This window comes from Blastomonas ursincola (assembly GCF_013607875.1).
Classification (GTDB): Bacteria; Pseudomonadota; Alphaproteobacteria; order Sphingomonadales; family Sphingomonadaceae; genus Blastomonas; species Blastomonas ursincola.
Genome location: NZ_VDES01000001.1, coordinates 318,277 through 339,986, shown reverse-complemented (window position 1 = coordinate 339,986; position 21,710 = coordinate 318,277). Strand labels below are relative to the sequence as shown.

Sequence of the window (21,710 nt, the reverse complement as noted above, 5' to 3'; positions counted from 1 at the left end):
CGTTGACCGGTAACGGCCGGAAACAGACAGGAGAGAGACATGCAGCGGCTTCTGGCCTGCCTCGACGTTTCGCATTATTCGCAGACCGTGTGCGAGCACGCCGCCTGGGCGGCGCAGCGGCTGGGCGCGTCGGTGGAATTGCTCCACGTCATCCAGCGCAATGATGCGCGCGCCGAGCTCGATGGGGCAGGGCTGGCGACGAAGCCGGGTCTGCTCGACGAGGTAATGGCGCTGAAGGCGGCGGAGGGGCGGCTCGCCGAGCGCCAGGGGCATTTGCTGCTGGAGGCCGCCGTGGACCAGTTGCGCGCGGGCGGGGTCACCGATGTCGAGCTCAGCTTGCGCGAAGGCGGGATTGTCGAGACGATAGCCGAGCGCGAGGCCTTCAGCGACATGACCATCATCGGCAAGCGCGGCGCGCAAGCGGATTTCGCCAAGGGACATCTGGGCAGCAAGGTCGAGCGCGTCATCCGCCAGAGCCGCAAGCCGGTGCTGGTCGCCACCCGCGTGTTCAAGGCGCCGCAGCGCATCGCCATCGCGTTCGATGGCGGACCCTCGAGCCGGAAGGCGCTCGAATATGCCTCGACGTCGATGCTGTTCGGGGGGCTCGATATCGATATCGTGCTGGTCGGTGGCTATACCGACAGCAACGCCGCGCATATCGACTGGGCGCAGACCCAGTTCACCGGACGCGCGGGCGTCAAGGCGGTGCAGCGCGAGGGCAATCCCGATGCGGTGCTGCCGCAGGTCATCCGCGAGCGGGGCATCGATCTTCTGGTCATGGGGGCATACGGCCACAGCCCGTTGCGCAACATGCTGGTCGGCAGCACGACGACACAGATGATCCGCGCGGGGCAGACATCGGTGCTGCTGTTCAGGTGATCGGTCTGGCTGATCTCCCGTCATTCCCGCGAACGCGGGAATCCGGCTTTTTCGGGCGCTTGGCGGTCTAAGCGGGACCCCCGCCTTCGCGGGGGTGACGGAGGGTGGAATGCCGGTGCGTTACTCCAGATAGAGCCCCTGCAGCCGCGCGATATCGACTTTCGTGACGCCGATCGTCGCCAGATAGCCCTCGACGCCGCCATAATCGCGGTCGAGCACCTCGAAGAACTGCGCCAGGTGCGACTTGCCCGAGGCGGAGTAGAGCGGCTCGGCCTTGACCCCGCCCGGCTTTTTCGCGGCGGCGGCATAATATTGCACGATCGGGTTGGTCGGATAATCGGCCGGATCGAGCGGCGGCATCTCGTTCTGCGGGCGGCGCAGCTGGGTGGAGAGGTGATAGTCCGCCAGGATCGTCTCGCGGTCGACGCCGAGCGCGCTCAGGATCAGCGCCGAGGCGATGCCGGTGCGGTCCTGCCCGGCGGAACAGTGGTACATCACCGCGCCGTCATCGGCGAGCAGCCGCTTGAACAAGGAGCGATATTGCGGGGCGAGCAGCTTTTCCATGCCGGTATAGACATATTCGCCCTTCATGCTGCCCATGTTCGCCATTAGGGGTTTCAGCGAATAATCGTTGGAGACAAACAGCGCGCCGGTTCGGTCGTCGAGCTGGGTCGCGGCAACTTCGCGTTCCTCGAGCGAGCGCAGGTCGACGATGGTGCCGATATTCAGCCCGCCGAGCAGCGCATAGTCCTGATCGGTGAGCAGCGGCAGCGCGCCCGAGCGGAAGATCTTGCCCCAGCGCACGGTCTTGCCGCCCGCAGCCTTGTAGCCGCCCAGATCGCGGAAGTTCGATCCCCTGGCCAGCGGCAGCTCGCGCTCGGCGGTCAGCGTGAGCGAGGCATCGCCACCATCGCGCAGCACCAGGAACTGGCGCTTGGATGCGGGCATCGCGACGACCGCCTCGCCCTTGCGACTGGCCTTGACCAGCGGAACGGCAGCGCCAGCGGCGACCGGCGTGTCGGTGACGATGATGTCGACCGGATCGCTGTCCTTCCAGCTCACCTTGACCGTGTCGGCATCGATGCGGCTGACTGTCACGCTATCGATGGCGAGGGCAGGCGCGGCGCTGGCGAACAGCGCGAGGGCGAAAGCGGTCTTGAGGCGCATACAGTCTCTCCTGTCAGAAGCCGAAGCGGATGCCGGCAAGGTAACGCCTGCCGATCTGTTCCACCTCGGTCGGGCGGCCCTTGTTGCCAAGGAAGGCCGTATATTTGGCGTCGGTCAAGTTGTTGAGATCGGCAAACAGGCTGATGTTGGGGGTGATGTCGTAGCGGATCGCGACATCGACGTTCGTGTAGCCGCCGCGGAACTCGTCGCCGGTCACGGTGCCGCCGGTGCCGATCGACAGCGTTTCCAGATAGTCGCTGCGCCACTGATAGCTGGCACGCACCGAAAGCCCGTATTTCTCGTAATAGAGCGAGGCGTTGACGATGGTGTCCGAGGTTCCGGGGAAGCCGATATTGCGCCGCTGATCGGTATCGAAACTGCCTTCGATCAGCGTCAGGTTGCCCTGGAAGCCGAAGCCGTCGAGCGGCGAGGGCAGGAAGGTGAACTGCTGCTGATAGTTGAACTCGACGCCATAGAGCTCGCCCGAATTGCCGTTGAAGCTGGAGGTCAGCAGATAGCGCGAGCGATCGACGCCATTGCTGTTGAACGTATCCGATCCGACGATCTGCGTGTTCGAGAACAGCACGTTGTCGACCCAGCGATGGAAGCCCGAAACCGCAATGATGCCCTGGCCCGGGATGTAATATTCGAGGCTCGCATCGACGCCCCACGTGTATTCGGGGCGCAGCGTCGGGTTGCCGCCGCTGATCGTGCCCGGGCTGTTGGTGTCGTTGATCGCAGAGCCCACGCGGATTTCGCCGAAGCTGGGGCGGGCGATCCCGCGCTGGCCCGCGATACGGAAGACGAGATTGTCGGTGACATCGAAGCGCGCGTTCACGCTGGGGAAGATATCGGTATAATCTTGCGGCGCCGAGAGCGGCACCAGCGTGCCGTTGGCGAGCCGCGCCTGACCCTGGTTCTGCAACCGGAAATGTTCGACGCGCGCACCGGCAATGACCTGGCCGCCTTCAAACACCCATTTGGCCATGCCATAGGCGGTCAGCGTCTTCTCGTTCAGCTGAAAGCGGTTTTCCGCAGGAACGTTGTTGGCGGGGTTGAATCGGCCCTGGCGCTGAAGAGTCGCGAAGATATTGTCGAGATCGGCGCGCATCCGCGTGTTGTCTACATAGTTGAACGTGAGCCCAAGCGGAAAGCCGGTGTCCCAGGGTTTGTTGGTGATATAGCTGGCGGGGTTGAAGCTGAGCCCCGTGCCTGCCAGCGCCTGGGGCGAAAGCAGCACCGCGTTCGAGGTCGCGAAGATGAAGCCGCCAATGTCGCGATCGGCATAGAGCAGGCCGCCGGTGAGCGTCACATCGCCCAGCTCCTTGGCGACATCGAGCTTCACCGTATAGCTGTCGGTAAACACGTCCTGCACGATCGGGATAACGAGTGCCGGCGAAGTGTTGGCGTTGATCAGCGTGGTCTGGTCGAAATTCGCCAGCGCCGGGCCGCGCACGAAGCTGCCCGCCGTTGCCCCGGGCACGGTCTGGAAAAGCTGAACGATCGGCAGGTTCGGGCGGCTGAAATCATAAGTGACCGACGGCGAGGTCGCGGTGGCGGTGCTCGCCTGGACCAAGGGCAGATAGGTGGTGTTTTCGGTGCGGGTATAGTTCGCCGCGAAATTCACCTTCCAGCCATTCTCCTCGTAATCGCCGCCGATGGTGTTGATGAAGTTGCGGGTGCGATAGTTGCCGAGGTTGAACGAGCCGCGGATCGGCACGCGGACCAGATCGCCGCCCGAAAGGTTGCGCGTGCCCGACAGTGCGCGGTCGAGCCGGATCTCGTACTGGTCGCGCTGCTCGTCGTCCTTGAACTCGGTATAGATGGTCCTGGCGTAGAGTTTCTGGCCTTCCTGCGGCGAATATTCGAACGCGGCGAACAGGCCGTTATTCTCGCGCACCAGGCGATACTGGCGGATATCGATTTCGGTCGGGCCGAACTGGGTATCGGTGGGGCCGCTGGGCTCGTCATACAGGCCGACCTCGCGATTGTCCGTCACCTGCTCGCGGCGATAGTGCGATGCGCCCGCGACCACGCCGAACGTGCCGTCGCTGTACGAGACGCGGAGCGAACCTTGCCGCTGGTCGCCTTCGCCGAGCTCCATGAAGCCATATCCGATATCGCCCTGGACGTGGAAACCGGTCTTGCCCTCGAGCGGCGAAAAGGTGCGCAGGTCGATATTGGCAACGATCGCTTCGGCCTGGATATTGGGGGTGAGCGACTTGTTGATCGCCAGCGCGCTCAGGATCACCGCAGGCACCGCGTCGAAGCGATAGGCGCGCGTGAGACCACCTTCGTCCGCGCCGATCATCGGCACGCCGTCGATGCTGACCGAGGTCCAGCGATTGGGCGCGCCGCGCACCTGGATATAGCGTTCCTGGCCCTGGTCGCGCTGCACCGCGACGGCGGGCAGGCGCGAGAGCGCGGCGGCGCTGTTCTGGTCGGGGAAGCGGCCGACCGAATCCGCGGCCGAGATGTCGATCAGATTGTCGGCATTGCGCTTCTGCGCGATCGATTCGCCCTGCGCGGTGATGATCGCGCCCTGGACGATGATCTCGCCATTGCCGTCCTTATCGTCCTCGGTGGTTTCCTGCGCCATGGCGGGCATGCCAGTGGCTGCCACGGCAAAGGCCATGAGTGAGATCGATGTGCGCAGCAGCGCGGTGGCAGATGTTTTCAGAATCATGGCGCAACCCCCGTTGGTGTTCGGGGGCGCAGCTAGGGACGCGCGATGACGCCGCCATGGCGTCTTGATGACGAAATGGTCGAACTTGGTTTACGATATGACTTGCTATCGTAACTGAGGTGTCACGTCTTTGTCGCCAAGACGGGCTCAGCTCTGCAACCTGCTCGCAACCATATCGTCTATCCCGTTGACCACCTTGGCAATTCCCTTCGGATTGGGGTGAATGCCATCGGGCAGCATCAACGCCTTGTCGGTGATCACGCCATCGAGGAAAAACGGATATAATCCCGCACCATATTGCTTCGCCAGCGCGGGATAGATCGGGTTGAACTTGCTCGCATAATCCTGGCCCAGATTGGGCGCGGCGATCATGCCGGTGAGCACAACCGGGATATCGCGCTTCTTGAGCTCGTCGAGCATCGCTTTCAGATTGCTCTGGGTCTGCTCCGGGCTGATCCCACGCAGCATGTCGTTGCCGCCCAAGCCCAGGATGACGAGATCGGGCTTGCGCGGCAGGCCGTCGAGCGCGAAGGCGAGGCGCTGCAGGCCCGCTGCCGTAGTATCGCCCGACACCCCGGCATTGTGCACCTGGACGTTCAGACCCTTGGCGGAGAGAGCCTTTTCGAGCTGCGCCGGGAAGCTTTCGTCCTGCTTGACATTATAGCCGGCATAGAGGCTGTCGCCGAAGGCCATGACCAGCCGGGTGTCGGCATTCAGCGGATTGCGACCGGGCTTTTCGGCTCCAGTTTCCTGGCCCTTTTCGACCGGCGGCTTGGTCGTTTCGTCCGACGGCTGCGTGCAGGCCGCGGTGCAATGGACAAGCAACAAAGCCGCCCCATATAGAATGCTGTTCCGTCCCAAAGCGAAAGCCCTTTCATTTCATGCACGATACGCTCACGCGGCCGCAAATTGCCCCCCATATTGCTATCGCCGCCCGCAATGTCACCCTCTCGCTCGGCGAGGCTGGCCATCAGACGCAGATTTTGAAGGGCATCGATCTGGAAATTCCGCTGGGCCAGTCGGTGGCGCTGCTCGGGCCGTCGGGATCGGGCAAATCGTCGCTGATGGCGATCCTCTCCGGCCTCGAGCGCGCGAGCAGCGGCGACGTGCGCGTCGCCGGGCTCGATTTCGGGCCGATGGACGAGGACGGGCTGGCCCGCGCGCGGCGCGGGCGCATCGGCATCGTGCTCCAGGCCTTCCACCTGCTGCCGACGATGACCGCGCTCGAAAATGTCGCGGTGCCGCTCGAACTCGCCGGGATTGCCGATCCGTTCGGCACCGCGGAGCGCGAGCTCGAGGCGGTCGGGCTCGGTCACCGCGTCACGCACTATCCCAGCCAGCTTTCGGGCGGCGAACAGCAGCGCGTCGCCATCGCGCGCGCCATGGCGCCGGGGCCGGAAATCATCTTTGCCGATGAGCCGACGGGCAATCTCGACGGCGCTACCGGCGAGGCGATCATCGACCTGCTGTTCAGCCGCCAGCGCGCGAGCGGGGCGACGCTGCTCATTATCACGCACGATCCCTCTCTCGCGACGCATTGCGACCGCGTGATCGAGATGCGTGACGGGCTGATTGTCGCGGATCGGGCAGGGGGTGCGGCGTGATCCTCCGCTTTGAACCACTACCGTCATTCCCGCGAAAGCGGGAATCCTGCTATTGCCCGACGGTAAAGCGGGAATCCCGCTTTCGCGGAAATGACGGGAAAAGTGGAGCTTGCGCATGAGCTGGGCGCAGATCTGGCGCATCGCGCGGCGCGATCTTTCTGGGCGGTTTCGTGGTCTTCGCCTGCTCATCATCTGCCTGTTCCTTGGCGTTGCGACCCTGGCGACGATCGGCAGCCTCACCGCGTCGATCACCGGCGAGCTGTCGCAGCGCGGGCAGGTGATCCTCGGCGGCGATTTCGAGGTGACGATGTCGCAGCGCCTGGCAAGCGAGGCGGAGCTCGCCGCGTTCGAGCGCGAGGGCGTGCTGTCCGAGACTGTACGGATGCAGGCGATGGCGCAGCGCACCGCGCCGCGCGCGAGCGGCACCGGCCCCGATGCGATCCTCGCCGAGCTCAAGGGCGTCGATTACGATTACCCGCTTTATGGCACGGTAACGCTGCAATCGGGCAAGTACGCGCCGCTCGACCCCGCCAGCACGGTGATCGGGGCGGGGCTGGCCGATCGGCTCGACCTCAAGCCCGGCGACCGCATCCGCTTCGGCGAGGCCGAATTCGCGATCAGCGGCATCATCCTCGACGAACCCGACAGGCTGGGCGAGGGCTTCACGCTCGGTCCGGTGGCGCTCGTTTCCGATCTCGGCATCCAGCGGACCGGGCTGATCCAGCCGGGCAGCATGTACGAAGCGAAATACCGCGTGAAGGTCGGCCCGCTCGCGGATCCGGCGCAGTCGATCGCGCGGCTGAAGGCGGAATTTCCCGAAGCCGGGCTGGAGCTGCGCGACCGCGATCGCGGCGCACCGGGCACCGCGCGCTTCATCGAGCGCATGGGCCAGTTCCTCTCGCTGGTCGGCCTTGCCGCGCTGGTGATCGCCGGGATCGGCGTCGGCAACGGCGTCGCCTCGTATCTCGCCACCAAGCGCCAGGGCATCGCGACACTCAAGATCCTGGGCGCGGGCTCTGGCGATATCCTGCGCATCTATCTGGTACAAATTCTTGCGGTGTCGGCACTGGCGATCCTGGGGGGGCTGATCGCGGGCGCGCTGATCCCGCCGGCGATCATCGCCGCTGCGGGCGACGTGCTGCCGGTCAAGCCCGGCTTTGCCATCCATCCGCTGCCGCTGGCGGTGAGCGCCGCCTATGGCCTGCTGATCGCGTTCATCTTCGCGCTGCCGCCGCTGGCGCGCGCGCGGCATGTGCCGGCGGCGGGGCTGTTCCGATCGCTGGTCGAGGGCAATCGCTGGCCCGATCGCGCGACGATGATCGCGGTGGGCGTGGGCATTGCTGGTATCGTCACGCTGGCGCTGGTCACCGCGCGCGAGGCGATATTCTCCGCCTGGTTCATGGCGGCGGCGACGGGCGTGCTGCTGATGCTCGCCGGCATCGGCTGGGCGATCCGCTGGACCGCCTCGCGCCTGCCGCGGCCCAAGGCGCCGCTGCTGCGGCTCGCGCTTGCCAATCTGCACCGCCCCGGCGCGCAGACCGGGCAGCTGGTGGTGGCGCTGGGGCTGGGGCTTACGCTGTTCGTCATCCTGGCGGGCATCCAGACGAGCCTCACCAACGAGATCACCCGCACCGTGCCCAAGGAGGCGCCCAACCTGTTCGTGCTCGATGTGCCGGTGGCGCGGGGGGACGAGTTCCGCAGGGTGGTCGAACAGGCCGCCCCCGGCGCGGCGGTCAACGCGGTGCCCTCGCTGCGCGGAACGGTGACCGGGTACAAGAATATCCGCGTTGCGGACCTCAAGGACATTCCCGAGAACGCCTGGGTGCTGCGCGGCGAGCGCGGGCTGACCTATGCCGAGACGCTGCCGGAGGGAAGCGAACTGATCGAGGGCCAATGGTGGCCTAAGGGCTATGACGGCCCGCCGCTCGTCTCGATCGACCGCGAGATGGCCAATGTGCTCGACCTCAAGGTCGGCGACAGCCTGACCGTCAGCCTGTTGGGGCGCGAGTTCACCGCGAAGATCGCCTCGCTGCGCCAGATCAACTGGGACACGATGGGCTTCAACTATGTGATGGTGTTCAGCCCCAACACATTGCGCGATGCGCCGCACAACCTGGCCGCGACGGTCTCGCTCAAGGGCATGGCCGATGCGGACGTGAAGGAACGCGCGGTGAGCAAGGCGGTGCTCGCCGGGTTCGCCTCGAGCTCGGTGATCGAGGTGCGCGACGTGATCGGCCAGGTCACGACCATCCTGACGCAGATCGCGATGGCCATCGCGGCGGCCGGGTCGATCGCGATCCTCTCGGGCATCGCCGTGCTGATCGGCGCGATCGCCGCGAGCCGCCAGGCGCGCATCTATGACAGCGTGATCCTGAAGACGCTGGGCGCGACGCGGCGGCAGATATTGTCGGCCCAGGCGCTCGAATATGGCCTGCTCGCCGCGTTGCTGGCGCTGGTCGCGCTGGCGCTGGGGCTGACCGCGGCCTGGTATGTCATCACCCAGATCTTCAGCTTCAACTGGGCACCCGACTGGCCGGTGGTGATGCTGACGCTGGCGGGCGGGGCGCTGCTGACTTTGGGGCTCGGGATTGCCGGATCGCTCCCCGTTCTGGCGGCACGGCCCGCGCGCGCGCTGCGTCAGCTGTGACCGGCGCGATGCGATAGTGCCAGCGCAACGGATAACGCGGATCGGGCGCGGCGCCGGTGCAGCCTGAACCGCCACGCACCAGCCGCGAATAAAGCCGCGCGAACACAGCTGCGTACCAGCGGAACAGCGTATCGGGCGGCGCGGTGCGGTCGCCCGCGCAGGCACGGTCGATGGTGAAATGCCACGGCCCGGTGACGGTGAACGCGCCAGCGCCGACGAAGGTCCAGGCGTGCCGCTCGATCGCGCGCATCAGCAGCCGTGCGGCGATCGGGGCGGGGAGCCAGCGCAAGGCCAGGCCGGCAAAACGCGGGATCCGGTTGGCGATGATATAGTCCGCGGTGCCGACCGCTGCCGCCACCGCGATGTCCTTCGCCGCCTCCGGATGCAGCATGACCAGCGCCTGGTGCAGCCGCAGCGCCTGCCCCTCGCATATCATCGCCTCGCCCGAGGGCAGCGCGTCGATCCCCGCCACCTCCAGGACCTCGCGCGCCGCCGCTGCGCCGATCGTGGCTTCCATTGCCCATGCCATTTGCAGCACGGCATTGGGGCCGATCAGCGCGCCGGCATTCCCCCAATGGGCGCGCGAGGGAGCGTCAGCCACCTCACTCGCCCTTCGGCGCTTCGCTCAGTTCAATGCGATCCCTTGCCCGCTCCTTCATCTGCGCGCGGACGGCGGCGCGGCGTTCGCTGGCGCGCGCGGCGCGGTCTGCCGCCGTTTCCCAGTCGGATGCGGCCTGCTCCACGCCCACGCGCTTCTCGTCGAAATGGAAGTCGACGCTCTTGGCGGTCTGCGGCCCCCAATAGCCCGCCTTGCCCAGATCATAGAAGGTGCGGCGGAAGCCTGCGCGCAGGAAGGCATAGAGGCAGCCCAGCAGATAGCGCCGCCTAAAGCCTGTGCCGCGCCAGGGATAATGGAACAGGGCCTTGCGCATGTAGAAGCGGCGGTAATTGGCCATCACCCGGTCGAGCAGCTCGCCGCGCTCCATCGCCGCGGGCTTCATGATCGGGGTGACGAAATTGTACTTGCTGAAATCATGGACCTCGACCTTTTCCTTCAGCTCCTCGAACAGCGGGGTGAACGGCCAGGGCGTGTACATCGACCAGTTGGCGAGATCCGGCTGCCAGTCCCAGGCCATGCGCCAGCTTTCCTCGAGCGTCTCGGCGGTCTCGTTCTCGAGCCCGACGATGAACTGCGCTTCGACGAAGATATCGGCCTCGCGCAGCAGGCGGATCGCGGTCTTGTTCTCCTCGACCTTGGTTTCCTTGTTGAACAGGTCGAGCCGCATCTGCGCCGCTGCCTCGGTGCCCAGGCTCACGTGCACCAGGCCTGCCGAGCGGTAGAAGCCGAGCAGCTCCTTGTCGCGATAGATATCGGTGACGCGGGTGTTGATGCCCCATTTCACCTTGTCCGGCAGGCCGCGATCGATCAGCTCCTGGCAGAACTCGATGAATTTCTTGCGGTTGATCGTCGGCTCCTCGTCGGCGAGGATGAAGAAGCCGACGCCGTGCTTCTCGTGCAGCTCCTGGATCTCGTCGACCACCAGCTTGGGATCGCGCACGCGGTAATCGCGCCAGAATTTCCATTGCGAGCAGAAGGAGCAGGTGAACGGACAGCCGCGAGCCAGATTGGGGATGGCGACGCGCGTGCCGAGCGGGATATAGGTGTACTGCTTCCAGTCGAGAATGTCCCAATCGGGCTTCAGGCTGTCCATGTCCTTGATCGTCTCGGCCGCCTTGCTGGCGATGACCTGATCCCCCTCGCGCCAGGCGAGCCCGGCGATCGCCGCGCGATCCTGCGGCCAGCGGCCCTGCGCGATCGCGGTGAACAGGTCGACCGCGATATTCTCGCCCTCGCCGCGCACGATGACATCGATATGCGGCGCTTCCATGAGCACCTGCTTGTACATGAAGGTCGCATGCACCCCGCCCAGCACGCGCACCGCGTTCGGCACGGTGAGCGCGGCGAGCTCCAGCACCCGTTCGGCGGCATAGATGCTGGGGGTGATCGCGGTGGTGCCGACGATATCGGGCTGCAGCGCCGCCATGCGCGCGGCGAGATCGTCATCCGACACCCCCTCGGTCATCGCGTCGATGAAATGGATGTCGTTAAACCCTGCGCGCCGCAACGGCCCGGTGAGATAGGCCACCCAGGCCGGCGGCCACGTCCCCGCTATCTCCGCCCCGCCCGAGCGATAATTGGGATGCACGAACAGGATACGCATGGGCCCCTCCGGAGACTCGGGGGTAATGCCCCGTCAGCGTCGCAGGATGGGGGAGGGGGGAGGCGCGATCATTGAGGTGGATCAAATTTTGGGGGGACATTCCGAGTTACGATTGACAATAGCCTTCCGCACCGAGTGTCTGGCCCCAAGGATGATCTTCATTAAATTCAAGAAAAATATATATATCACTCAATGAGATCATAAATTTTTGCCCTACCCGTCAGCAACTTATAAAATAAAGACTGTCCTGAACTGCCTGGCCGAAATGTCTTTGTATTAAGAAGGTCGTCTGTTAGTTCAATATGGTCAAAATATCGGGAGAACTCATCTGGCTCTGGAATTCTGCCAAAATCCTCTCCAACAATATCAATGTAAATATCTCCTAAATATCTCATTAACGCCTTAAACGCATTTGAGCGGGGAATGAAGTTGCCTTTCCTGTGTACATCATCCCAAGACTGTGGCCATTTATTTCGGACAGCAATAAAGAAATTTAGAATAATCTCAGTGATTCCAAAATCATCTTCATCAATAAACATGCGTCTAAATGGTGTCTTTTTAAGCTCTAGATTAGTTGGTAACGGTAATTTCTGACGATCCAAAATTTTATTACGATCTTTCATTGGTTCTCGAGATATAAGTTTAACCAAAGACTCAACAAATGCTGCTTGTGTGATGGTTTCGGAGTCGCGATTCTTGGTGCGTACACCAAGCCTTTTTATACGATTCCTAAGTGGGCTGACATCAAGGCGATCCATTGCCACGGCGACATCGTGGCATGTTTTGAACGGACTTCTGCTCTTCGCAAATTCTTGCAGATCATATGCAAGGCTTCGATTTACTTTGGTCTGGGCCAAATTCACAGTTGCAAATATTTCAGCCTGAGTCGAGATGTCAGCTCCGACAAAAATACAAGCATTGAGCTGAAAAAGCTGATCTTCATCAAAGTCGAATTCTAGATTCCGATCGTCATTTAAGAAGGCGGCTAGCCTATGTTGGCCATCCAATATTTTTGCAATTTCATGGAATGGAATGGGTGTGTCATCTGTGCCTTCTTCAGGTACAAACGGAGAAACCGTCATCGTGCCATTCTCACGGTCCAATTCAACGCACCGATCGTCAATCGCCACGATAATTCCAGTTGGAAATGTCGCATCGGGGCCTTCGAGGTAGGTGCGAATTTCTTGAATCCGTGCAGGATTCACTGGACGCTGGATGCCCAAATAGCGCTCGACGTCGCGATGTTCGTGAGCGAGTCGTCGGACGTCAGCATAACTAATGCTAACTAATTCTCTAGCTGGGATCGATGAGATATAAAATTCATTCGATTTCTGCTGAACAGGCATCACAGAAAAAGTTAATTTCTGTTGATTAGCCATTTTTCTTTTCCCTTAATCTGCCTGCCATCCGTTTTACAAAGTCATCAGTTTCACGTGAAGATTTCACCCATAGATCAGTGTCTGTGGGAGCATCAATTAGATTAACGCAGTACCAATATAGAATAGAAACAAGATAAATAAATATAGCTTTGTCGTGCAGAACTCGATATATATTTGTGTTGTCAAATTCGAGAAAGGTGGTCTTGAGTCCAACAAACAGGAGAACGCTAATTACGAGAATTAGACCGGATGGCCACAAGATTCGATGATAATGACGAAGCGTAGTGCGGAATTTTCTAATTCGGTCTTGGTCTGAGTCCCGCATCAAGGTGTTAAATGCGTCAATAAAGACAAATAGAGCCGGTGCAATAAAGGATGTCGCGTAGACAAATTGCTCTGACGGTGAAAATGGTGATCCAGCAATGGTTGATATTTTTGATATAGAATCCGTGTTGGCCGGCCTTGCAAGTGCTATCGTTATTAGCACTGGCAGTGACGAAATTAGCCAAAGAAAAAATGTCTTGTAGAATGCTGCGCGATGGGAGCTAAATGGGTGGGCGGCGAATGTCGGCCAAACTGTCCATGCAATCATGACAAGCAATGCCACATAAAAAGAGATGTTTAGTAGCACTTTATGACCACCTCCAGCTCTCGACGACGAAAATTCGGCGCTGCTGCAAGAACGCTACTTCGTTCTACTCTTATGATCTCGCCTACGTTTTTGTATAATTCAAAAATAGAATCATGAGCTGCATTTGAGACGACGATGTATGCCCCTCGGTCTTGGGCTCTTCGTATTTCGTCACGAAGTCGAATTTGGTCAGACCATTTAAATAAGTGTTCATTGTATTTTATAAAACCATTGTTATTATGCTTAACGGTGTATGGCGGATCAACGTAGACAAAATCACCACTCTTTGCATATCGCAATATACTCTGAAAATCTGCGTGCTTTATCGTAACGTTGCAAAGGGCAGCGGCATACGTCCTTAGTCCATCAGGATAGCTGATTCTATCTTTTGTCCCAATGGGTACATTGAATTTTCCCTTTAAGTTAACTCTATATATTCCATTGAAACATGTTCTATTCAGATAAATAAATCTCAATGCAGACCAGAATTTGCTTCCGTGATCGCGAGATCGAATTTTGTAGTACAGCTCCGGATTGTGCCATTTTTGGAATACTGCGAGCCAGCGATCAAGTTGCTCGTGATTATCGCGAACAGTTCGATACGCATTTATAAGTTCAAAATTTACATCCGACAAAACTGCATCGTTACACCCTAGCGAAAAAAATAACGACCCGCCGCCCAAGAATGGTTCGATGTATCGTTTATAATTTGGAGGAACCAGCTTTTGAAGCACCGGTAGAGCCCAGCGTTTGCCACCCGCCCACTTTAGGAACGGTTCCGTGGCAGCTTGGTACGGTCCGCTCCTGGCTTGAATTGCCGTCGGATCTGCAATGCTACTCGACAAATGCGATCTCTCCAAAACAGGCTTATCGAAATGATTTTCGGACCGGATGTCTTTTAACTGCAATTTGGAGGTGGGATCAACTGTGTACGAAAAAAACCGCCCCGGTCACCCGGAGCGGCTTTCTGAATTCCCAGCGGGAAGGGGCGTAAGGGTTACGCGGCCTTTTTGAAGCTGTCGACCGCGACGCTGACGCGGTTCGAGATCGGCTGGAACACGTCGCCGGCCAGCTTGATGAACGCTTCGCTGTTCTTCGAGGTCTGGGCGACGGCGGTGTCGAAGCTCTTCTTGACCAGCTTGGTCTGCAGCTCGATGAACTCGGTCGGCGACTTGACGGTGGTCATTTCCTTGAGCGCCGCGGTCAGCTCTTCAAAGCCCTTCTTGGCGTCTTCGGCATAGGCCTGGCCCATTTCCTGCGCGCCCTTGGCAGCGATCTTGCCCGATTCGACCAGGGCTTCGACATTGCCCTTGTTGAACTCGCTGGCCTGCGAGACCATTTCGGTGCCCTTTTCATAGGCGGTCTTGGCGCGGGTCGACATGTCGCCCATCAGGCCCTTGAGGCGCTCGGTCATGGCTTCGGCGGCCTTCTTGGTTTCGGTGGTGATGGTTTCTGCGGTGGTCATGATCTTCGATTCCTTCTTGATTGCGGGTGCGGCGGCCTTGGCGGCGACCGGTGATGCGTTGACTGCGGACTTCTTGGACGTGGTCTTGGGCTTTGCCGGTTTGGCGGCAGGCTTGGCCATCTTTGGTTCCGCGGCCTTGGCGACGGGCTTGGGAGCCTCTGCCTTGGCTGCGGGGACAGGCTTCGCCGCCACGGGCGCCGGGGTTACGGCAGGTGCCGCAGCCGGGGCGATCTTCGGCGCGACCACGGGGTCGGCAGCCTTGGCAGGTTCGGCCTTGGGAGCCGCCGGAGCGGCTTCCGCTTTCGCACTCGCGGCAGCGGCATAGGCCTTGCCGGCGTCCCCGACGGCGGGCTGTTTGCTTTGATCGGACATTGCGGTCTCACTCTCGTGCTGCTTCATGCTGCACTGCACAATAGTGATCGACCGGCTTGACGTCAAGGAAAATGTTGCACTGCACAAAAGGCGGGCGAGCGCAATAACCTGCTGCTGATTTTATAGCGCAGCCCGCAAGCCGCGGCAAGCGGGTCAGCGCGCCTTGACGTAGCGTCCCGGCGCATCCTCGATGGCTTTCAGCTTGCCCTTGCCGGGGATGCGCGCACCCTTGGCCTTGACCGTCTTGGGAGCGTGCGCCTTGAGCCATTCGATCCAGTCGGGCCACCAGCTGCCCTTGGTCTCCTTAGCTCCTGCGACGAAATGCTCGAGGCTGTTCGCGGGCGCGTCATTGGTCCAGTACTGGTATTTCTGCATCGAGGGCGGGTTGACCACGCCCGCGATATGGCCCGAGCCTGCAAGCACGAAGCGGGTGGGGCCGGAGAGCGCCTCGTTCAGCCGCCACACGCTTTCCAGCGGCGCGATATGGTCCTCGCGCCCTGCCTGGATATAGGCCGGGGTCTGGATGAGCCTGAGGTCGATCGGCGTGCCGTCGATCACGATCGATCCGGGCTGGACCAGCCGGTTGTCGCGGTACAGGTCCTTCAGATACGACTTGTGCCACTTGGCGGGCAGGTTGGTGGTGTCGCCATTCCAGTGCAGCAGGTCGAACGGGGGATAATCCTCGCCGAGCAGATAGTTGTTGATCACATAGTTCCAGATGAGGTCGCGCCCGCGCAGCAGGTTGAAGGTCGCGGCCATGTAGCGCCCGTCGAGATAGCCCGCGCTGCCGAGCTGCTCGATCAGCGCGAGTTGCTCGTCATCGACGAACAGGGTGAGGTCGCCTGCCTTTTCGAAATCGACCTGCGCGGTGAAGAAGGTGACCGATTTCACCCGCTCGGCCTCGCCGCGCCTGGCGAGCAGCGCCAGCGTCGCGGCGAGCGTGGTCCCCGCGACGCAATAGCCGATGGTGTGGACGCTCGGCACGTCGAGCAGGTCGCGCACGGTATCGATCGCCTCGATCTGCGCCTTGACATAATCGTCCCAGATCACCTCGGCCATGCTCTCGTCGGCGGACTTCCAGGAGACCATGAACACGGTGACGCCCTGTTCCGTCGCCCATTTGACGAAGCTCTTCTGCGGGTTGAGATCGAGAATGTAGAAGCGGTTGATCCAGGGCGGGAAGATGACGAGCGGCGTCTCCACCACCTCGTCGGTCGCAGGCGCATATTGGATGAGCTGGAACAGCGGGCTTTCGTACACGACCTTGCCCGGCGTCACCGCGATGTTGCGGCCGAGCTCGAAGGCATTGGGGTCGGTGTGCGTTAGCTGGCCCTTGCGCATGTCGGACAGCATATGGTCGAGGCCCTTGAGCAGGTTCTCGCCCTTGCTCTCGACCATCTTTTCCATCACCAGCGGGTTGGTCAGCGCGAAATTGGCGGGGCTCGACGCGTCGATCATGCCTTTCAGCGCAAAGCGCAGCTTTTCCTTCTGCTTGGGCTCCAGCCCTTCCAGCCGGTCGGCGACGCGCAGCATCTGTTCGCTGACCATCAGATAGCTCTGCTGGATCAGCGCATAGACCGGGTTGTCGTGCCACTGGCGCGCGGCAAAGCGGCGGTCGCTTCGCAGCTCGGGCACCTGCGCCGGCGTCGCGGGCGGGCCGCCCTCATGCTCGGCGATCAGCGCAGGCGGGGTGATCGCGCCAATGAAGCCCTGCCACAAGGTCATCCCGTCGCGCCACATATCGGCCTGGGCATCGAGCATCGCCTGCGGCATCGAGCCCATCCAGGCGGGGAGTTTCGCCTGGAACGTGGCAGGGTCGGTGAGCTGGGGCAGATCCTTCTGCGCCATCTGCTGCGCCATGGTCGCGGCATGCTCCAGCATCATCTGCTGCGCGCGGCCGAACACCCAGGTCCAGTGCTGCATCTCTTCCAGCGTGGGCAGTCCCGGCGGGGTGAAGTCGTTCTCGGCGGACATGGGCGGCCTCTCGTTCTGGATGCTTTGCCTTGTCCTAGCAGCGCCGGGTTGCAAAGATAAGTCCCTGATAATTGCTCGATGACCGCCGCAGAATTCCCGCTTTTGCTCGACACGCGCGCGCACATAGGTCAAGGATGCCGCTCCATTCACGGAGAACTGAAAAGCGAAATCGATATGTCCGACGAATTCTACCGCATCAAACGCCTGCCGCCCTATGTGATCGCTGAAGTCAACGCGATGCGGGCCGCGGCGCGAGCGGCCGGAGAGGACATTATCGACCTCGGCATGGGCAATCCCGACCTGCCGCCGCCGCCGCATGTGATCGAGAAGCTGTGCGAAGTCGCGATGAAGCCCGATGCGCATGGCTATAGCCAGTCCAAGGGCATTCCGGGCCTGCGCCGCGCCCAAGCGAACTATTATGCGCGCCGCTTCAATGTGGAGCTCGATCCCGAGACCGAGGTCGTGGTGACCATGGGATCGAAGGAAGGCCTGTCGAGCCTCGCCACCGCGATCACCGCGCCGGGCGATGTCGTGCTCGCGCCCAATCCCAGCTACCCGATCCACACCTTCGGCTTCATCATCGCCGGCGCGACCATCCGCTCGGTGCCGACCACGCCGGACGAGAATTACTGGCGCTCGCTCGACCGCGCGATGGCGTTCACCGTGCCGCGCCCGTCGGTGCTGGTGGTGGGCTATCCGTCAAACCCCACGGCCGAAGTGGTCGACCTCGCGTTCTACGAGCGGCTGGTCGCCTGGGCGAAGGAGAACAAGGTCTGGGTGCTCTCGGACCTGGCCTATAGCGAGCTCTACTATGACGGCTGCCCGACGCCCTCGATCCTGCAGGTGCCGGGCGCGAAGGATGTCGCGATCGAGTTCACCTCGATGTCCAAGACCTATTCGATGGCCGGTTGGCGCATGGGCTTTGCCGTGGGCAACCGTCAGCTCATCGCGGCGCTCACCCGGGTGAAGAGCTATCTCGATTATGGAGCATTCACGCCGATCCAGGCGGCGGCCTGTGCGGCGCTCAACGGGCCGCAGGACATCGTGCAGAAGAACCGCGAGCTCTATCACAAGCGGCGTGACGTGATGATCGATGCGTTCGGCCGGGCAGGGTGGGACATCCCGGCCCCGCGCGCTTCGATGTTCGCCTGGGCCCCGCTGCCGCCCGCGCTCAAGCATATGGGATCGCTGGAATTTTCCAAGCAGTTGCTGCAGCATGCCAAGGTCGCGGTCGCGCCGGGCGTGGGCTATGGCGAGGATGGCGAGGGCTATGTCCGCATCGCGATGGTCGAGAACGAGCAGCGACTGCGCCAGGCCGCGCGCAACGTGAAGCGCTATCTTGCCAGCATGGGCGTCAACACGCCGGGCCAGGCGGTCGGCTCCTGATCGCGATGGCAGGGTAGCTCCGTTTCGGACGCGACTGTGCTCCCATTCGGGCGATGAACGCGGTTTAACGCTCCCCAGGCCGAAGCGTCGGCCAAGGGGTCGTTATGAACGTGCACTATCGACCAGCGCTGTCGACTGCGCCCGCAACCGGGGGCGGCTCCATGTCACCCTGGCTGCTGGTGGGCAGCGAACCCACCGAACTGGAACGCCTGGCGCTGGCATTGGCGCGCTTCGGGATCGACGCGCAGCCGCATTTCGACGGACCGGCGCTCGTGCGATATCGCCCTGTGCTGTGCGATGCCCGATGCCGCGCCGTCGTGCAGAGCTGGCTCGATGACATTCCCCAGCGATCGGCCCCCCTGTTGTTCGTCGGTGCCGGCACCAGCGGCACCCGCGCCCGCCTGATCGAGGCCGGGGCCGACGATGCCATTTCGGCACGGGTCGGTCCGGATGAACTAGCCGCCCGGATGAAGGCCGCCGCTCGGCTCAATGCAGCGCTGCAGGGGCATATCCGGCTTGCGAATTTCACCTTCGACACCGGCCTGCGCCAGGTGCGCTGGCAGGGAGAGACGCTGTCGCTGATGCCGCGCGAATATGATCTGCTGCTTGCGCTGGTGCGCCATGTCGGCGAGATCGTCAGCCGCGACGATTTGCTCCACGCCATCTGGCAGACGCCGTTCGATCCAGGCACCAACAGCGTCGAGGTGCATATCTGCAAGCTTCGTCGCAGGCTCGCCGGTATGGCAGATCGTGTCTGGATAGAGACGGTGCGGCATCGCGGCTATCGTCTTGTCCTGGCGGCCGCATCCGGGGGGTGACACGTCGCGCGCATTGATTATGGTCAGTTGCAAGACGCAATGCGAATCTGCGCGGGAGAGGCCATGATCGATCTGTATTACGCCCCGACACCCAATGGGTGGAAGATATCGATCATGCTCGAGGAATGCGGGCTGCCGTACACGGTCCGTCCGGTCAATATCGGCGCAGGCGAGCAGTTTGCACCCGAATTCCTGAAGATCAGCCCGAACAACCGCATCCCGGCCATCGTCGATCATGCTCCCGAAGATGGCGGCGATCCGGTCAGCGTGTTCGAGACCGGCGCGATCCTGCTCTATCTGGCGGAGAAATCGGGACGGTTCATGCCTGCCGACCTTCGCGGCCGCTACCAGGTGATGCAATGGCTGATGTGGCAGATGGGCGGGCTGGGGCCTATGCTGGGCCAGAATGGCCATTTCAAGCTCTATGCGCCCGAAAAGCTGCCTTATGCCATCGACCGCTACGAGCGCGAGACCGCGCGGCTCTATGGCGTGCTCGACCGGCGGCTGGGCGAGGCGGACTATGTCGCGGGCGCGGATTACACCATTGCCGATATGGCGATCTTCCCGTGGATCATGACGCACAAGCGGCAGGAGATCACGCTGGACGACTATCCGAATATCAAGCGCTGGTACGCCTTGTGCCGCGAACGCCCGGCCTTGCAGGCGGGCCTCAACGTGATGAAGGACGCGATCAACCGCAACCCGCAAGCGGACGAGAAGGTTCGCGAGACGCTATTCGGGATCAAGGCGTGACCGGTTGCGCGGACGTCCCTCGAAGAGTTCATCCTGAGCGGCTGACCTGTCAGCCAGCCGAAGGGCTCGGGACAAACGGATGGAGAAACCGCCTTTCTCCCCACCTTTCCGAGTTCCCGAGCGAAGTCGAGGGACCTGTGCGAAAACCTATGCCCCAAGGATAACCCATGACCCCCCAGATCGAATTCTGCTTTGACCTCTCGAGCCCCTGGACGTACCTGGCCTTCCACAACATTCGCCCGCTCGCCGCGCGCGAGGGCGCGACGATCCGCTGGACGCCGATCCTGGTTGGCGGGGTGTTCAATGCCGTCAACCCGTCGGTCTATGCCGCGCGCGAGGCCTTAGACAGCCCCAAGTTCCGCCATATGGGCAAGGTGATGCGCGACTGGGCGCGGCTGGCTAGCGTGGAGCTCAAATTCCCTGCGCCCTGGCACCCGCTGAAAAGCGTGCATGCGATGCGCGCCTGTTGCGCGCTGGAGGACGATCAGGGCGCGCTGGAGCGCTTTGCCGAAGCCGCCTTCCACGCCTATTTCGTCGAGCAGCGCAATCTCGACGATCCGTCGGAGATCAAGGCGGTGGCCGATGCAATCGGCATGGATGGCGCGGCTCTGGTCGAGGCGGCGAACAGCCAGCCGGTCAAGGATCGCTTGCGCGCCAATACCGAGAAGCTGGTGGCGCGGGGCGGCTATGGATCGCCCTCGATTTTCGTGGGATCCGCCGATATGTATTTCGGCAACGACCAGCTCCCCTTGGTGGAGCAGGCACTCAAGCGCAACGGAGAGGCAGTTTCATGAACGACCGGGTCAGCATCACCATCGAGAACCATGTCGCCGATGTGCGGCTCAACCGCCCGGACAAGATGAACGCGCTCGACCCGGCGATGTTCGACGGCATCATCTGCGCGATCGACCGGCTCGAAAAGGAGCCCGGCGTGCGCGCGGTGGTGCTGTCGGGCGAGGGACGCTCGTTCTGCGCGGGCCTCGACATGGCGAGCTTCACTGCGCCGGCGGGCGGATCGGATGGCTCAGCACCGTCGAAGCTCACCGACCGGCCCTATGGCAATGCCAACAAGTTCCAGCAGGTCGCGTTCGGCTGGCGCAAGCTGCCGATGCCGGTGATCGCGGCGGTGCACGGCGTGTGCTTCGGCGGCGGGCTGCAGATCATGTCGGGCGCGTGCATGCGCATCATCGCGCCCGATGCGCGGCTGTCGATCATGGAGATGCGCTGGGGGCTGATCCCCGACATGGGCGGCTATGCTTTGTGGCGCGGCACGGTGCGCGACGATGTGCTGCGCGAGCTTACCTACACCAACCGCGAGTTTTCTGGTGAAGAGGCAGGGCGTGTCGGCTTTGCCACGCATCTGGATGCAAATCCTTATGCCCGCGCGATGGCCATCGCGACCGAGATCGCGACCAAGAACCCGGACGCCATCCGCGCCGCCAAGGACCTGTTCAACCGCACCCCGGACATGGATACCGATGCCATCCTGATGGAAGAGAGCGTGCTTCAGGACAAGATCATCCGTACCCCCAATCAGATGGAAGCGGTGTTCGCGTTCATGCAGAAGCGGGCCGCGAATTTCAGCTGAGGGGTTTTCCTGTTCTCCGGCGAAAGCCGGAGTCCAGGGGCGGTCAGGTGTTGCAGCCGCTCTGGATTCCGGCACTCGCGAGCGTGCTGCAGGAGCGATCCATTCAGAAGGCAAAGTGTTTTTGAGTGGTTGCAACGTC

General features: G+C 62.0%; 16 protein-coding genes and 1 pseudogene. 8 read left to right on the top strand and 9 right to left on the bottom strand.

Annotated features, from left to right (window positions below; all coding sequences use genetic code 11):
* Nucleotides 1-39: 39 nt before the first annotated feature.
* Entirely contained in the window at nucleotides 40-879 is an 840-nt protein-coding gene (locus FG486_RS01620) for a universal stress protein (RefSeq protein WP_066274868.1), read from the top strand.
* Between the two features lie 120 nt (nucleotides 880-999).
* Here the strand turns inward: FG486_RS01620 and FG486_RS01615 are convergent, their stop codons facing one another.
* The 3 genes from FG486_RS01615 to FG486_RS01605 form a co-directional block, all read right to left on the bottom strand.
* Nucleotides 1,000-2,046 (bottom strand): tyrosine-protein phosphatase, encoded by a 1,047-nt coding sequence (locus FG486_RS01615; RefSeq protein WP_181266195.1) that lies wholly within the window; start codon nucleotides 2,044-2,046, stop codon nucleotides 1,000-1,002.
* A gap of 13 nt (nucleotides 2,047-2,059) precedes the next feature.
* Entirely contained in the window at nucleotides 2,060-4,732 is a 2,673-nt protein-coding gene (locus FG486_RS01610) for a TonB-dependent receptor (protein ID WP_181266194.1), read from the bottom strand.
* Nucleotides 4,733-4,879: 147 nt separating this feature from the next.
* Entirely contained in the window at nucleotides 4,880-5,560 is a 681-nt protein-coding gene (locus FG486_RS01605; RefSeq protein WP_241695552.1) for an arylesterase, read from the bottom strand.
* A gap of 53 nt (nucleotides 5,561-5,613) precedes the next feature.
* Here FG486_RS01605 and FG486_RS01600 point away from each other — a divergent pair, with 53 nt between their 5' ends.
* On the top strand, nucleotides 5,614-6,336 hold the full coding sequence (locus tag FG486_RS01600) for an ABC transporter ATP-binding protein (RefSeq protein ID WP_181266193.1): 723 nt from the start codon (nucleotides 5,614-5,616) through the stop codon (nucleotides 6,334-6,336).
* Between the two features lie 115 nt (nucleotides 6,337-6,451).
* On the top strand, nucleotides 6,452-8,983 hold the full coding sequence (locus tag FG486_RS01595) for an ABC transporter permease (protein ID WP_181266192.1): 2,532 nt from the start codon (nucleotides 6,452-6,454) through the stop codon (nucleotides 8,981-8,983).
* 88 nt (nucleotides 8,984-9,071) lie between these two features.
* On the opposite strand, the pseudogene bchJ reads toward FG486_RS01595, so the two are convergent.
* The 6 genes and pseudogenes from bchJ to FG486_RS01570 form a co-directional block, all read right to left on the bottom strand.
* Nucleotides 9,072-9,584: pseudogene (bchJ, locus tag FG486_RS18085) on the bottom strand (bacteriochlorophyll 4-vinyl reductase); the annotation flags it as partial.
* Nucleotide 9,585: 1 nt separating this feature from the next.
* The gene (bchE, locus tag FG486_RS01590) at nucleotides 9,586-11,205 is read right to left on the bottom strand and encodes a magnesium-protoporphyrin IX monomethyl ester anaerobic oxidative cyclase (RefSeq protein ID WP_181266191.1); all 1,620 of its coding nucleotides are present in this window, start codon (nucleotides 11,203-11,205) and stop codon (nucleotides 9,586-9,588) included.
* A gap of 185 nt (nucleotides 11,206-11,390) precedes the next feature.
* Nucleotides 11,391-12,584, bottom strand: coding sequence for a DGQHR domain-containing protein (locus FG486_RS01585; RefSeq protein WP_181266189.1), 1,194 nt, complete (start codon nucleotides 12,582-12,584; stop codon nucleotides 11,391-11,393).
* 621 nt (nucleotides 12,585-13,205) lie between these two features.
* On the bottom strand, nucleotides 13,206-14,060 hold the full coding sequence (locus FG486_RS01580) for a DNA adenine methylase (RefSeq protein ID WP_194249818.1): 855 nt from the start codon (nucleotides 14,058-14,060) through the stop codon (nucleotides 13,206-13,208).
* A 152-nt stretch (nucleotides 14,061-14,212) separates the two neighbouring features.
* Nucleotides 14,213-15,052: a phasin family protein gene (locus FG486_RS01575; protein WP_181266188.1), complete on the bottom strand. Its 840-nt coding sequence runs from the start codon at nucleotides 15,050-15,052 to the stop codon at nucleotides 14,213-14,215.
* A gap of 153 nt (nucleotides 15,053-15,205) precedes the next feature.
* Nucleotides 15,206-17,026 carry a PHA/PHB synthase family protein gene (locus FG486_RS01570; RefSeq protein ID WP_181266186.1) on the bottom strand — a complete coding sequence of 607 codons (1,821 nt, stop codon included), beginning with the start codon at nucleotides 17,024-17,026 and terminating at the stop codon, nucleotides 15,206-15,208.
* Between the two features lie 174 nt (nucleotides 17,027-17,200).
* Here FG486_RS01570 and FG486_RS01565 point away from each other — a divergent pair, with 174 nt between their 5' ends.
* The 5 genes from FG486_RS01565 to FG486_RS01545 all read left to right on the top strand — a co-directional run bounded on the left by FG486_RS01565 (nucleotide 17,201) and on the right by FG486_RS01545 (nucleotide 21,571).
* Nucleotides 17,201-18,412 (top strand): LL-diaminopimelate aminotransferase, encoded by a 1,212-nt coding sequence (locus FG486_RS01565; protein ID WP_060980279.1) that lies wholly within the window; start codon nucleotides 17,201-17,203, stop codon nucleotides 18,410-18,412.
* A gap of 161 nt (nucleotides 18,413-18,573) precedes the next feature.
* On the top strand, nucleotides 18,574-19,230 hold the full coding sequence (locus FG486_RS01560; RefSeq protein WP_181266185.1) for a winged helix-turn-helix transcriptional regulator: 657 nt from the start codon (nucleotides 18,574-18,576) through the stop codon (nucleotides 19,228-19,230).
* Between the two features lie 63 nt (nucleotides 19,231-19,293).
* A complete protein-coding gene (locus FG486_RS01555) occupies nucleotides 19,294-19,983 on the top strand; it encodes a glutathione binding-like protein (RefSeq protein ID WP_181266184.1) in 690 nt (229 codons plus the stop codon).
* A gap of 167 nt (nucleotides 19,984-20,150) precedes the next feature.
* A complete protein-coding gene (locus tag FG486_RS01550; RefSeq protein WP_181266182.1) occupies nucleotides 20,151-20,777 on the top strand; it encodes a 2-hydroxychromene-2-carboxylate isomerase in 627 nt (208 codons plus the stop codon).
* Nucleotides 20,774-21,571 (top strand): crotonase/enoyl-CoA hydratase family protein, encoded by a 798-nt coding sequence (locus FG486_RS01545; protein ID WP_181266180.1) that lies wholly within the window; start codon nucleotides 20,774-20,776, stop codon nucleotides 21,569-21,571. Before FG486_RS01550 ends, FG486_RS01545 begins: the two co-directional genes overlap by 4 nt.
* The last annotated feature ends 139 nt before the right edge of the window (nucleotides 21,572-21,710 follow it).

Coding starts and splice junctions, on each gene's coding strand:
- FG486_RS01620 (WP_066274868.1), top strand. CDS start 40: ATGCAGCGGCTTCTGGCCTGCCTCGACGTTTCGCATTATTCGCAGACC.
- FG486_RS01615 (WP_181266195.1), bottom strand. CDS start 2,046: ATGCGCCTCAAGACCGCTTTCGCCCTCGCGCTGTTCGCCAGCGCCGCG.
- FG486_RS01610 (WP_181266194.1), bottom strand. CDS start 4,732: ATGATTCTGAAAACATCTGCCACCGCGCTGCTGCGCACATCGATCTCA.
- FG486_RS01600 (WP_181266193.1), top strand. CDS start 5,614: ATGCACGATACGCTCACGCGGCCGCAAATTGCCCCCCATATTGCTATC.
- FG486_RS01595 (WP_181266192.1), top strand. CDS start 6,452: ATGAGCTGGGCGCAGATCTGGCGCATCGCGCGGCGCGATCTTTCTGGG.
- bchE (WP_181266191.1), bottom strand. CDS start 11,205: ATGCGTATCCTGTTCGTGCATCCCAATTATCGCTCGGGCGGGGCGGAG.
- FG486_RS01585 (WP_181266189.1), bottom strand. CDS start 12,584: ATGGCTAATCAACAGAAATTAACTTTTTCTGTGATGCCTGTTCAGCAG.
- FG486_RS01575 (WP_181266188.1), bottom strand. CDS start 15,052: ATGTCCGATCAAAGCAAACAGCCCGCCGTCGGGGACGCCGGCAAGGCC.
- FG486_RS01570 (WP_181266186.1), bottom strand. CDS start 17,026: ATGTCCGCCGAGAACGACTTCACCCCGCCGGGACTGCCCACGCTGGAA.
- FG486_RS01565 (WP_060980279.1), top strand. CDS start 17,201: ATGTCCGACGAATTCTACCGCATCAAACGCCTGCCGCCCTATGTGATC.
- FG486_RS01560 (WP_181266185.1), top strand. CDS start 18,574: ATGTCACCCTGGCTGCTGGTGGGCAGCGAACCCACCGAACTGGAACGC.
- FG486_RS01555 (WP_181266184.1), top strand. CDS start 19,294: ATGATCGATCTGTATTACGCCCCGACACCCAATGGGTGGAAGATATCG.
- FG486_RS01550 (WP_181266182.1), top strand. CDS start 20,151: ATGACCCCCCAGATCGAATTCTGCTTTGACCTCTCGAGCCCCTGGACG.
- FG486_RS01545 (WP_181266180.1), top strand. CDS start 20,774: ATGAACGACCGGGTCAGCATCACCATCGAGAACCATGTCGCCGATGTG.